Raw genomic sequence first — 11,846 nt, forward strand, 5'->3', positions numbered from 1 at the left:
CCTCGCCATACACGGGGGGCGGGGGCGCTCACTCGTCAGCTGCCAGGGATGAGTCCGTCGTCGCTGAGCATCTCGCGCACCTCTTCGAGGGTCGCGTCCGGCGGCGGCAGAATCAGTTCGGACGGCTCAAGCGCGTCCTCGGGGAGGGGGGTGCCCAGCTCGCGCACCCTGCTCAGGAGCGCGGTCAGGGTCTGCCGGAAAGCTGGGCTGTCGCCGTGCTCCATCTCGTCGAGCAGCTCGTCGTCCAGCTTGTTCAGTTCGGCGAAGTGGCTGTCAGCCAGCTTCACCTGCCCCTCCCCCATGATCCGTACGATCACGAAACTCTCTCCTCGAAGTCGAGCCGGGGACTGACTACTGCTTGTCGAAGCTACTGCTTGTCGAAGCGGGGGGTGTCCTGCGGGGTCTGCTGACCCTGCTCGGCGCCGTTACCGCCTTCGATGGCCTGCTGGGAGCCGGAGTTGCCTCCGGCCAGCTCGGCCTTCATACGCTGTAGCTCCAGCTCTACATCCGTACCACCGGAGAGACGGTCCAGCTCGGCGGCGATGTCGTCCTTCTGCATCCCCGACTGGTCGTCCAGGGCGCCGGACGCGAGCAGCTCGTCGATGGCGCCGGAGCGCGCCTGCAGCTGCGCGGTCTTGTCCTCCGCGCGCTGGATCGCCTGGCCGACGTCACCCATCTCCTCGGAGATGCCGGAGAAGGCCTCGCCGATCCGGGTCTGCGCCTGGGCGGCGGTGTAGGTGGCCTTGATGGTCTCCTTCCGCGTACGGAAGGCGTCAACCTTGGCCTGCAGCCGCTGCGCCGCGAGAGTGAGCTTCTCCTCCTCGCCCTGCAGCGTCTGGTGCTGCGTCTCCAGGTCGGTGACCTGCTGCTGGAGCGCGGCACGCCGGGACAGCGCCTCACGCGCCAGGTCCTCACGGCCCAGCGCGAGCGCCTTACGGCCCTGGTCCTCCAGCTTGGAGGACTGGCCCTGGAGCTGGTTCAGCTGCAACTCAAGCCGCTTGCGCGAGGTCGCCACATCGGCGACACCGCGGCGCACCTTCTGCAGCAGCTCCAGCTGCTTCTGGTACGAGTAATCGAGGGTTTCGCGCGGGTCCTCGGCCCGGTCAAGGGCCTTGTTCGCCTTCGCGCGGAAGATCATCCCCATACGCTTCATGACACCGCTCATGGGCTTCGCGCGCCCCCTTCTGACGGACTTCAGAGCTCCAGCACTGCAATACGACCCAGCCTACGGGTCCTGACACCATTACCGCACTGTTCGAGCGCCGATGCGCTCATCCCCAAGGACGACTCTGCCCTGACCACTCCGGCGTAGGGAGTAGGTGCTCCCCCCCGGCTGGACCTTGAGAAATCCGCGTCAATGCCCTCATACGGAACGGCATACGTACCGGTTACGTACGGGTTACGTACCGGTACAGACGACTGCCGTTGCCAGATCGTTCCCCACCCTTGTGTGCTCCATGCGTCGCACCCCGTACCCTTGGGTTTTGTGTTCCGTAGCCGTGCCAATTCCGGGAAGTCCCCCACCGAGCAGGTGCCGGACCTCTCCAAGCAGCCCCGTGACCCAGAAGCTCCGAAGGGTCGCCCCACCCCCAAGCGCAGCGAGGCCCAGTCTCAGCGCCGCAGCGTGGCCAACACGCCGATGACCCGCAAGGAGGCGACGAAGCGCCAGCGCGACGCCCGCCGGGCGGACATGGCCAAGCAGCGCGAGGCGCTGGCCAGTGGCGATGAGCGCTATCTGCCGAACCGCGACAAGGGCAAGGTGCGCAGGTTCGCCCGCGACTTCGTCGACTCGCGGTTCTGTATCGCCGAGTACTTCCTGCCGCTGGCCGTCATCATCCTGGTGCTGAGCATGCTGCGGAACCCTGGGCTGCAGAACATCTCGCTGCTGCTCTGGCTCTTCGTGATCGTCATGATCGTCGTTGATTCGATCGGTCTCGCGTTCCGGCTGAAGAAGCAGCTCAGGGAGCGCTTCCCGGACGAGCCCAAGCGCGGTGCGGTGGCCTACGCGCTGATGCGGACCCTCCAGATGCGCCGACTGCGACTGCCCAAGCCGCAGGTCAAGCGCGGAGAGCGGCCCTGAGCACGACCGGTTTCACCGGGGGCGCGGCCGAGTGGGTGAAGAGCCTCGGCGGGCTGCGTGATGTCGTACGGCAGGAGCTGCTGGCCCGGCAGCTGGACGAGCAGATCGCCGCGCGCTTCCCGGTCGGGCAGCGGCTGCGGGTCCTCGACGTGGGCACCGGTCAGGGCACCCAGGCCCTGCGGCTGGCTCGTGCCGGGCACCAGGTGACCGGCGTGGAGTCCGACCCGGCCATGCTGGCCGTGGTGCGGGAGGCGCTGGCCACCGAGCCTGAGGGCATCCGGAAGCGGGTGCGGCTGATCGAGGGCGACGGGCGGGAGACGGGTGTGCACTTCACGCCCGGCGCCTTCGACGTCGTGCTCTGCCATGGCGTGCTGATGTACGTGGACGAGCCGGACGCGATGCTGGCGGGCCTGGCCCGGGTACTCGCACCCGGTGGGCTGTTGTCGCTGCTCGTACGGAACGCCGACGCGCTGGCCATACGGCCTGGCCTGAGCGGCGACTGGGACGCGGCGCTGGCCGCGTTCGACACCGACACGTACACCAACCGGCTCGGCCTGCCGGTGCGCGCCGACCGGCTCGACGCCCTGACCACGACGCTCGGCGGCATCGGTACGCCGCTGCGGGCCTGGTACGGGGTGCGGGTGTTCACGGATACCGCACCCAGCGGCGCGGAGCTGCCCGGGGACGCGGTGCTGGGGGCGCTCCTCGACGCGGAGGAACGCGCGGGGCGCACGGAACCGTACCGCCGGGTCGCGGCGCTGCTGCATGTGTGCGGGGTACGCGGGGCGACTGCCTGACCCGGCTGCGGCTGACTGGCGGGGCGGTACCGGCTGACGCGGGGCCACCCCCTGTTCGGCGGCTCACCGCGGGCCCGGGACCGGGGCGCACGGTGATACTCCGGGCATGGACCGCTCCCGTCACACGCGTCATTCACGCCACAGGCGCCACACGCGTCATCCCCACTGCGTCCGGCTCCTGCTTCCGCTGGGCTCCGCCGTCTGTGCCGCCGCGCTCCTTGCTGGGTGTTCCGGGTCCGGCCCGTCGCGGACCGACGCGACGACCCAGGCCGCGGCGCCCGAGCGCGCCAGCGCCAGCGACCTCCAGCGGGACTACCAGAAGGTGATCAGGGACGTCCTGCCCTCGGTCGTCCAGATCAACGCCACCGACAGCCTCGGCTCCGGAGTCGTCTACGACGACGAGGGCCATGTCGTCACCAACGCCCATGTCGTGGGCGAGGAGGAGACCTTCACCGTCACCTCGGCCACCGGCGAGGACACCCTCACCGCGAAGCTGGTCTTCAGCTACCCGCAGCAGGATCTCGCCGTGATCAAGCTGGACGAGGTGCCGGACGGGCTGAGAGCGGCGGAGTTCGCCGACTCGATGGAGGTCGAGGTCGGCCAGCTGGTGCTCGCGATGGGCTCCCCGCTCGGCCTCTCCTCCAGCGTCACCCAGGGCATCGTCTCGGCGACCGGGCGAACCATCAGCGAGGGTCGTAGGGGCGGTGGCACCGGGGCCGTCTTCGGCGACATGGTGCAGACATCGGCGCCGATCAACCCCGGCAACAGCGGGGGTGCGCTGGTCGACCTGGACAGCGAGGTGATCGGCATCCCCACGCTCGCGGCCACCGACCCGGAGCTGGGCGGCAGCGCGGCGCTGGGCATCGGCTTCGCGATCCCGGCCTCGACGGTGCGGACGATCGCGGACCAGATCGTGAAGGACGGCAGGGTCACCGACTCCGGCCGGGCGGCCCTCGACATCACGGCCCGTACCGTGGTCGGCGACGACTACCGCCCCGCGGGGGCGGCCATCGTCGAGACCACACCGGACGGCGCCGCCGACGAGGCGGGCCTCAGGCCTGGCGACGTCATCACCAGGATCGGCGACGCGGCGATCACCACGACCACCTCGCTGGCCGAGGCCCTGGCGTCAGCGAAGCCCGGGGACAAGGTCGAGGTGACGTACACCCGAGACGACGACGAGCGAACCACCGAGGTCACGCTGGGCGAACGCTAGGACCTGTCCGACGGACCAGGGTCGGCCACGCCGCGGCCTCTGGTCCGGTGCGTCGCAAGGCGCCGGAGCGTCCTCACAGCGAAGCTATTGGGGCGTTTCGGCACGCGGCGAGACGCCGTGCCAGACGTCGCGACCCCGGCCCTGGTCCGCCGGACAAGCCCCGTAGGACAGGCCCTTGGGGCGTCTCTCCGATCTTCGCGGATCAGCCTGCGCCCGCTGCGAAGCAGCTGATGTCTCGCGGTGCGGTGCGTCGGCGTGCGGCCGGACCGCCCTCGTACTGGACGTACGTGCGTGATTCGGCCGTGCGTCGAGGGGGCCCCTCCCTGCTCGAGCGCAGTCGAGAGCTTGGGGGCGCGTGCCAGGCGTCGCCCGCCCACGAAGATCGGGGAGACGCCCCTAGGGCCTGTCTGACACTTCCCGTCGTCGCCCGCAGGGCGGCCGCGCGGCGTTAGGTGCGTGCTCTCGGTGTACTGGCCCGCAGGCCCTCGTGCTGGCCCTAGGTCCAGCGGGCTCAACGCTGGGCGCCTGGGTGCTGTCGCCCTGATCTCTGCGGATCAGCCTGCGCCCGCCGCGCGGGGCGCCTCTCGCCCGAGCGAAGCCGAGGGCTTGGGGCGCGTGCAGGGTGTCGCGGGCCCGCAGGGGGCGGGGAGACTGGACCCTAGGGGTGTCCGGCGCGGGCCATCGGCGCACGCGCGCTGCGGCGTGCGCGGCTGCGGCGCACGCACGCCGCAGCGCGCGCGGCTGCCGAGCCGCGGCCGCCGGAGCTAGTCCGCGTTCAGGGGCATGGGGCCGTAGATCTTGGTGCCGTCCTCTGAAAGGGTCACCTGGTCCGCGCCCCCTTCGAGGAGCTCCTTCCAGTGCTCGCCGATCCAGGACTCCGCGTCGCCCTGCGTGGTGAACTCCTCGGGTTCGACGGCGGGCTGGACCTCTGTCCCGTCGGCCTTCTCGAACCGCCACGTCCACGCCACCATGTCAGCCTCCCAAGATCCGAACCGTGCCAGCAGCCTATCCGGGCGCGCAAGACCCGCGCGGACACGGGAGGATCGTGCCCGTGGAACTGACTTTGCTCGGCACCGGTGCCCCCGAAGGCCTGCCCCGTCCCGACTGCCACTGCGCGGCCTGTGCCAGCGCGCGCGGCGACCGTGCGCGCGCCGCGACGGCGCTGCTCGTGGACGGGGTGCTGTTGCTCGATCTCACCCCGGGCGCCGCCTTCGCCGCCGCCCGCGCCGGGCACACGCTCAGCGGCGTGGGCCAGGTGCTGCTCTCGCATCCGCACGACGGCCCGGCGCTTGAGCACCCGGCCGGGCTGCCCGCGTCCGCCCGGGTGCCCGACGGGCGGGAGTTGGCGCTGCTCAGCGGGCACCGGGTGCGGGCGATGGCGATGGACGCGCCGGGCACCGGCTATGAGGTGACGGCGCCAGGTGGGGAGCGGCTGTTGTATCTGCCGCCCGGGGGCGCGCCCGCCGGGCTCGACCACCCCGGCCCGTACGACATGGTGCTCGCCGACCTCCACGGGCGCCCTGACGCCCTGGCCCGGCTGCGGGCGGTCGGCGCGGTGACCGCCGCGACCGACCTGATCGCGGTTCACCTGGGCCACGACGCGCCGGTCGGGCCCGAACTGCACCGCAGGCTCGCGGCCGCGGGCGCCCGCGCGGTGCCGGACGGTACGACGCTGGTGGTGGGCGAGTACCACGCGGTGCCCGATGTGCCGCGCCGCACGCTGGTGCTCGGCGGCGCGCGTTCGGGGAAGTCCGTGGAGGCCGAGCGGCGGCTCGAGTCGTTCCCTGGTGTGGTGTACGTGGCGACGGGTGGCAGTCGGTCAGGCGACGCGGACTGGGCGGCCCGGGTGGCCGCGCACCGCGAACGCCGTCCGGGCGCCTGGCGTACCGAGGAGACCTGCGACCTGGTGCCGCTGCTCGAGGCGGACGGGCCCGCGCTGCTCATCGACTGTCTGTCGCTGTGGCTGACCGACGCGATGGACCAGGTGGCGGCCTGGGATGACGCCAAGTGGGCGGCGGGCGGCAGCCGTGCGCTGCACGAGCGGGTCGACGCGTTGGCCGAGGCGGTACGGCAGACGTCGCGCACCGTCGTCGCGGTGTCGAACGAGGTCGGCTCGGGGGTGGTGCCCGCGACGGCGTCCGGACGCCGGTTCCGCGACGAACTGGGGCGGCTGAACGCCGCGTTCGCCGCCGAGTGCGAGCAGGTACTGCTGGTCGTGGCGGGGCAGCCGCTGGTGCTGCGCGGCTGACGGACACACGTACGGCCGCCCGGATGCCCGGCCCTCTGCCGGATCGATCCTTCCCGGTACTGTTCGGCGAATGAGCTCGCTGAATCTCGACGACTTCTCCGACCTGATCGAGCGCCCCGACGGCGGGGTGCGCCGCGACGCCGAAGAGCGCAGGGAACGCCTGGCCGTGCCGCCCGGCTCGCTTGGCCGCCTCGACGAGTTGGGCGAGTGGCTCGCCGCCGCGCAGTCCTCGGTACCGGTGAAGCCGATCACGCGGCCGCGGGTCGTGCTGTTCGCCGGGGACCACGGGATCGCACAGCTCGGTGTGTCGGCCCGCCCCGCGGGTGGGGCGCGGGACTTGGTGCGGGCGGTGCTGGCGGGTGGCAGTCCGGTCGCGGTGCTGGCCCGGGGTAGTGAGGTGCCGGTACGGGTCGTGGACATGGCGCTGGACTGCGATCCGGCCGAGCTGCCCGATGACGTCGTACGCCATCGGGTACGGCGCGGATCGGGCCGTATCGACATCGAGGACGCGCTGACCGCCGATGAGGCGGAGCAGGCGTTCCGGGCGGGGATGGCGGTCGCGGACGAGGAGGCGGACTCCGGTACCGACCTGGTCGTACTCGGCGATCTCAGCGTCGGCGGTACGACCGTTGCGGCCACGCTGGTCGCGGCGCTGTGCGGGACCGACGCGTCGGTGGTGACCGGGCGCGGCGGGCAGCACATCGACGACCTGACCTGGATGCGCAAGTGTGCGGCGGTACGGGACGCGTTGCGCCGGGCCCGGCCGGTGCTCGGTGACCAGCTGGAGCTGCTGCGTACGGTCGGCGGCGCGGATGTCGCGGCCGTCACGGGCTTTCTGCTGCAGAGCGCGGTGCGGCGTACTCCGGTGATCCTGGACGGGGTGGTCTCCGCGGCCTGTGCGCTGGTGGCGCAGCGGGTCGCCTTCCGGGCCCCGGACTGGTGGCTGGCCGGGCAGGCCAGCGGGGAGCCCGCCCAGGCGAAGGCACTGGACCGGCTGGCTCTCGACCCGCTGCTGGAGCAGGGGGTGACGGTGGGTGAGGGAACGGGCGCGATGCTCGCGCTGCCGATGGTGCGCTCGGCGGCGTTGCTGGCAGCGGAGCTGCCAGAGGCGCCGGAGGCGGCGGAGGCGGCAGCGGCGCCAGAGCTGACCGCCGAGGCCGAGTGACCGTACCGGACCCATACCTGACCATACTGGCGGCCTCCTCCCCCCACCCGCCGGTATGCCCCATAAGATCCCGCCATGATCACATTGCGCCGCCTGGCCAGCGCCGAGTGGGGCCCGCTCTACCGCACCGTCCGCGACGCCCTCGCCGCCAGGAGGTGGCGGGCGATCCCGCTCACCCTCGCCGCCATCTGCCTGACCTCGCTCGCGCAGTACACCCAGAACCAGAGCTGGGGCTACCAGTTCGTCCAGAACCTCGGCTCCGTCCGAGCCGACGACCCGCTGTGGCTCGGCCTCCTGCGCACCCCGCTCTCCCTCTTCGTGCCCGCCCTGGACCTCCCGGTGTGGGGCGCGCTCGCGCAGATCCTGCTGGTCTTCGGGATCGCCGAGATCTGTCTCGGCCGGTGGCGCACGCTCGCCGTCGCCTACGGCGCCACCCTGGCGGGCACGCTCTACGCGCGCGTGGGCGTCGCTCTCGGCCCGGACCACCCGCTCGGACTGCCCGCGTCGGACGCGCGGGTGGTGGACACCGGCCCGTCGGCCGCCGTGGTCGGGCTCGCGGTCTTCGTCTGCTGGCGCTATCGGGCGTACGTCACCGGGGCGCTGGTGATCGCGGTGATGGTCGTCGAGGTGCTGGTCAAGGACAACCTCGCGGGCCGCGAGCACCTGGCGGCGATCGCGGCGGTACTGGTGGTGTGCGCGGCGGTAGCCGTACGGGAACGGCGTGCGGCCGCACAGGTCAGTGAGAGTCCCGGCGGGTGACCGACGTGGGGCCTGAGGCGGGGTCTGCGGCAGGGCCTGGGTCAGGACCCGGGGCCTGACCCGGGTCGGGACCCGGGTCGGGCCTGCCGCCGATCAGGTCCTCCAGCTTGCGCCGCGGCCCCGCCCAGCGCCGATCGTGGTGGTACGCGCGCAACCCCGCCCTAGCCCGGGCCCGCGGGCGGCGGCCGTAGAACATCTTCGCCCACGGCGACCCCGGCCTGGCCAGCCGCACCGCGCCGAAGAGCGCCACGAACGGCACCACCACACCGATCAGCGCCATCCGCGCCTTGCCCTTGCCCAGGGCGATCAGGGCGAGACAGAAGTTCGTGGCCGTGTTCATCACGACCAGTCCACGACTCTGCCGTTCCTGCTCGGTCAGGTCGTTGACGCCAAAGGGCAGGAAGCCAGCGAGCACCAGCACCACCACCGCCGCCGTGAGGACGACGACCTCGACGCTCTGCCGTCCCTGCTCGCTCCAGTAGACGTCGTCGAGATGCAGGACCAGCGCGAACTCGTCGAGCACCAGCCCCGCCCCGAGGCCGAAGAGCACCGCCGAGATCATCGAGGCGATGCTCTGCCGTCCGCTGGCCACCGCTCCGAAGCCGCCGATGACCACCAGGACGACGCCCGGCACCACATGGTGGATGTGCAGGCCGCCGGGGCTGATGTTCCTGAACGGCCCCTTGCCCGCCCGGATGAGCCGGGTGACGGTCCGGGTGGCCAGGAAGGAGCCGACGAACGACAGCAGCGCGAGGAGCAGCGGCAGCTTCCCCGGCTCGATGATGTTGCGGTACCACCAGTCACCCATACGCTGCACTCCCGTTATGTGCGGTATGCGCAATTTACCGGGTCGGAGGCCGGGATAGCCTGCGCGGAATGACCGCCACGCCCCCCTCCCCCGCCACCGCCGCGTCCCTCGGCGACGGACTGCGCTTCGCCTTCGGCACCCTCACCGTCCTGCCCGTCACAGTGACCCGGTGGGACCGCCAGGCGGCCCGTACCGGCATGCTGTGCGCCCCGCTCGCGGGCCTCACCGTGGGACTCGCCTCCGCCGCGCTCGGCGCGGCGCTGCTGCTCCTGGGCACCGGACCGCTGCTCGCGGCGGTCGGCAGTGCCGCGGTGCCCGCGGCGCTGACCCGTGGTTTGCACCTGGACGGCCTCGCCGACACGGCGGACGGTCTCGGCAGCGGCAAGCCCGCCGCGGACGCCCTGCAGATCATGAAGCGCTCCGACATCGGCCCGTTCGGCGTCGTCACCCTGCTGTTCGTGCTGCTCGCCCAAGTAGCGGTGCTCGCCCAGGCGTACGAGGCGGGCTGGGCCCACGGCGCCCTGGTGGCCGTGATCGCGGCGACCGCGGCCCGTACCGCCCTGACCCTCGCCTCCCGTGCCGGGGTACCGGCCGCCCGCCCTGAGGGGCTCGGCGCCGCGGTCGCCGGGACCGTGCCGGTGCGGGCCGCGCTGCTGGTGCTCGCGGTCGTCACGGTGGCAGCCGCTGGCACGGGGGCCGCCTTCGGGACATACGAGCTGGTCCGCTGCGGACTCGCGGTCCTGGCCGCGGTGGCCGCCGCCGAGCTGCTGCTGCGGCACTGCACGCGGCGCTTCGGGGGTGTCACCGGCGATGTGTTCGGGGCGCTCGCCGAAACCGCGGCTACCGCCGCCCTCGTCGTACTCGCGACAGGCTGACGGGCGTAGGCTCGCCAGGGACCTGGGGGCACCAACCCAAAAGCCCGCAAAAACAACGAAAGAGAGACCTCACCACCGTGACTGCTCTGACTCACAGCACCTCCGCCGCGGCCGGCCTGCGCGCCGACGCGATCGTGGTCGGTGTCGCGAAGGGCGCCAAGGGACCGGTGCTCGCGCCGGGTGCCGAGGGCGTGGACAAGGCGTTCGACGGAAAGCTCGCCTCCGTCCTGGAGACGCTCGGCGCCTCGGGCGGCGAGGGCGAGGTGACGAAGCTGCCCTCGCCCGCGGGCCTGAAGGCCCCGGTCGTACTCGCGGTCGGGCTCGGCGCGGTTCCGGAGAAGGACGAGACCTACGGCACGGACGAGCTGCGCCGCGCGGCGGGCGCCGCCGCCCGCGCGCTGGCCGGTGTCAAGAAGGCCGCGTTCGCCCTGCCCGTGGACGAGCCCGCTGACGTCGAGGCGATCGCCGAGGGCGCCGCGCTGGGCGGGTACTCCTTCGACGCCTACAAGGACAACGGCAACGGCAAGAGCGACGCCGACGCCAAGGGCAAGGGCGGCAAGAAGGCCAAGGACGGCAAGGACGCCAAGGGCCCGCTCGGCGAGGCCGTCCTGCTCGGCGGCAAGCCGCGCGACAAGGCCTTCAAGGCCGCCGTGGCGCGCGCCACCGCGGTCACCGAGGAGATGAACCGCTGCCGCGACCTGGTCAACACCCCGCCGAACGACCTCTACCCGGAGGCCTTCGCCGCGGTCGCGCAGGCCGCGGGCAAGGAGCACGGCATCAAGGTGCAGGTCCTCGACGAGAAGGCGCTCACCAAGGGCGGCTACGGCGGCATCCTCGGCGTCGGCGCCGGTTCCGAAGCGCCGCCGCGCCTGGTGAAGCTCTCGTACACGCACGCCAAGGCCAAGAAGCACCTGGCGCTGGTCGGCAAGGGCATCACCTACGACTCGGGCGGCATCTCGCTCAAGCCCGCCGGGCACAACGAGACGATGAAGTGCGACATGAGCGGTGCCGCCGCCGTGTTCGCGGCCGTCGTCGCGATCGCCCGCCTCGGCGTCGAGGTGAACGTCACCGGGTGGCTGGCGCTCGCCGAGAACATGCCGTCCGGTTCCGCGACCCGCCCGGGCGACGTGCTGCGGATGTACAGCGGCAAGACCGTCGAGGTCCTGAACACCGACGCCGAGGGCCGCCTGGTGCTGGCCGACGCGCTGACCAAGGCCTCCGAGGACAAGCCGGACGCGATCGTCGACGTGGCGACGCTGACCGGCGCCATGGTGATGGCGCTCGGCAACCGCACCTTCGGCGTCATGGCCAACGACGACGCCTTCCGTACGTCGATCCACGAGATCGCCGAGGAGGTCGGCGAGCCGTCCTGGCCGATGCCGCTCCCGTCCCACCTGGTCAAGGGCATGGAGTCGCCGACCGCCGACATCGCCAACATGGGCGAGCGGATGGGTGGCGGTCTGGTCGCCGGGCTGTTCCTCAAGGAGTTCATCGGCGAGGGCATCACCTGGGCCCACCTGGACATCGCGGGCCCGGCCTTCCACGAGGGCGCCCCGTTCGGCTACACGCCCAAGGGCGGCACCGGCTCCGCCGTCCGTACCCTGGTGCGGCTCGCCGAGCGCACCGCCGCGGGCGACCTGGGCTGAGTCCGCCGTCTCGTACCCGCGGCCCCGGGTCCTGTGCCCGGGGCCGCGGTTTCGCCGGTTTCGCCGTCGACGAAATTCGCACGCGCACCCGCGGCCCTGACCTCACCGGCGGTGGAGACACCCGTCTCATCCACGGGCCCGACGTCTCGTCCCGTGCGGACAAGTGCAAAGATGGGTTCTCGGCAGGACAGGGCCCCCACCAAAGGGCCGAAGGACAAGCGGCCGAATACCAGCCGCCGAGCGGTCGTCAAG

Annotated in this window: 12 protein-coding genes; 8 read left to right on the forward strand and 4 right to left on the reverse strand. The window is 72.1% G+C overall.

What is annotated here, in order from left to right:
- Positions 1-35: 35 nt before the first annotated feature.
- Together pspAA and GCN81_RS03365 are read right to left on the reverse strand one after the other, a co-directional pair.
- A complete protein-coding gene (pspAA, locus tag GCN81_RS03360) occupies positions 36-317 on the reverse strand; it encodes a PspA-associated protein PspAA (protein ID WP_156721921.1) in 282 nt (93 codons plus the stop codon).
- A 50-nt stretch (positions 318-367) separates the two neighbouring features.
- The gene (locus GCN81_RS03365) at positions 368-1,165 is read right to left on the reverse strand and encodes a PspA/IM30 family protein (RefSeq protein WP_156721922.1); all 798 of its coding nucleotides are present in this window, start codon (positions 1,163-1,165) and stop codon (positions 368-370) included.
- Between the two features lie 321 nt (positions 1,166-1,486).
- Here GCN81_RS03365 and GCN81_RS03370 point away from each other — a divergent pair, with 321 nt between their 5' ends.
- From GCN81_RS03370 to GCN81_RS03380, 3 genes are all read left to right on the forward strand, one after another.
- A complete protein-coding gene (locus GCN81_RS03370; RefSeq protein ID WP_231626331.1) occupies positions 1,487-2,080 on the forward strand; it encodes a DUF3043 domain-containing protein in 594 nt (197 codons plus the stop codon).
- 35 nt (positions 2,081-2,115) lie between these two features.
- A complete protein-coding gene (locus tag GCN81_RS03375) occupies positions 2,116-2,877 on the forward strand; it encodes a class I SAM-dependent methyltransferase (protein ID WP_197287455.1) in 762 nt (253 codons plus the stop codon).
- A gap of 106 nt (positions 2,878-2,983) precedes the next feature.
- The gene (locus GCN81_RS03380) at positions 2,984-4,093 is read left to right on the forward strand and encodes a S1C family serine protease (protein WP_156721925.1); all 1,110 of its coding nucleotides are present in this window, start codon (positions 2,984-2,986) and stop codon (positions 4,091-4,093) included.
- A gap of 764 nt (positions 4,094-4,857) precedes the next feature.
- Here GCN81_RS03380 and GCN81_RS03385 read toward each other — a convergent pair.
- On the reverse strand, positions 4,858-5,064 hold the full coding sequence (locus tag GCN81_RS03385) for a hypothetical protein (RefSeq protein WP_197287456.1): 207 nt from the start codon (positions 5,062-5,064) through the stop codon (positions 4,858-4,860).
- An 80-nt stretch (positions 5,065-5,144) separates the two neighbouring features.
- On the opposite strand from GCN81_RS03385, the gene GCN81_RS03390 reads away from it, so the two are divergent.
- The 3 genes from GCN81_RS03390 (at position 5,145) to GCN81_RS31705 (ending at position 8,265) form a co-directional block, all read left to right on the forward strand.
- Positions 5,145-6,341: a bifunctional adenosylcobinamide kinase/adenosylcobinamide-phosphate guanylyltransferase gene (locus GCN81_RS03390; protein WP_197287457.1), complete on the forward strand. Its 1,197-nt coding sequence runs from the start codon at positions 5,145-5,147 to the stop codon at positions 6,339-6,341.
- 70 nt (positions 6,342-6,411) lie between these two features.
- Positions 6,412-7,506, forward strand: a complete 1,095-nt coding sequence (gene cobT / locus GCN81_RS03395; protein ID WP_156721926.1) for a nicotinate-nucleotide--dimethylbenzimidazole phosphoribosyltransferase — start codon at positions 6,412-6,414, stop codon at positions 7,504-7,506.
- 75 nt (positions 7,507-7,581) lie between these two features.
- Positions 7,582-8,265: a hypothetical protein gene (locus tag GCN81_RS31705; protein ID WP_197287458.1), complete on the forward strand. Its 684-nt coding sequence runs from the start codon at positions 7,582-7,584 to the stop codon at positions 8,263-8,265.
- On the opposite strand, the gene GCN81_RS03405 is transcribed toward GCN81_RS31705, so the two are convergent.
- On the reverse strand, positions 8,243-9,073 hold the full coding sequence (locus GCN81_RS03405; protein WP_231626332.1) for a hypothetical protein: 831 nt from the start codon (positions 9,071-9,073) through the stop codon (positions 8,243-8,245). The two genes, GCN81_RS31705 and GCN81_RS03405, sit on opposite strands and share 23 nt — an antisense overlap.
- 68 nt (positions 9,074-9,141) lie before the next feature.
- Between GCN81_RS03405 and GCN81_RS03410 the strand changes: the two genes are divergently transcribed.
- Both GCN81_RS03410 and GCN81_RS03415 read left to right on the forward strand, forming a co-directional pair.
- A complete protein-coding gene (locus GCN81_RS03410; RefSeq protein WP_156721927.1) occupies positions 9,142-9,948 on the forward strand; it encodes an adenosylcobinamide-GDP ribazoletransferase in 807 nt (268 codons plus the stop codon).
- A gap of 77 nt (positions 9,949-10,025) precedes the next feature.
- Positions 10,026-11,594 carry a leucyl aminopeptidase gene (locus GCN81_RS03415; protein ID WP_156721928.1) on the forward strand — a complete coding sequence of 523 codons (1,569 nt, stop codon included), beginning with the start codon at positions 10,026-10,028 and terminating at the stop codon, positions 11,592-11,594.
- Positions 11,595-11,846: the final 252 nt, after the last annotated feature.

It is taken from the genome of Streptomyces apocyni, assembly GCF_009739465.1.
Classification (GTDB): Bacteria; Actinomycetota; Actinomycetes; order Streptomycetales; family Streptomycetaceae; genus Streptomyces; species Streptomyces apocyni.

Bases quoted from the DNA above. Each gene is read 5' to 3' on its own strand.
- GCN81_RS03365 (WP_156721922.1), bottom strand. From the start codon at position 1,165: ATGAGCGGTGTCATGAAGCGTATGGGGATGATCTTCCGCGCGAAGGCG.
- GCN81_RS03380 (WP_156721925.1), top strand. From the start codon at position 2,984: ATGGACCGCTCCCGTCACACGCGTCATTCACGCCACAGGCGCCACACG.
- GCN81_RS03385 (WP_197287456.1), bottom strand. From the start codon at position 5,064: ATGGTGGCGTGGACGTGGCGGTTCGAGAAGGCCGACGGGACAGAGGTC.
- cobT (WP_156721926.1), top strand. From the start codon at position 6,412: ATGAGCTCGCTGAATCTCGACGACTTCTCCGACCTGATCGAGCGCCCC.
- GCN81_RS31705 (WP_197287458.1), top strand. From the start codon at position 7,582: ATGATCACATTGCGCCGCCTGGCCAGCGCCGAGTGGGGCCCGCTCTAC.
- GCN81_RS03405 (WP_231626332.1), bottom strand. From the start codon at position 9,073: ATGGGTGACTGGTGGTACCGCAACATCATCGAGCCGGGGAAGCTGCCG.
- GCN81_RS03410 (WP_156721927.1), top strand. From the start codon at position 9,142: ATGACCGCCACGCCCCCCTCCCCCGCCACCGCCGCGTCCCTCGGCGAC.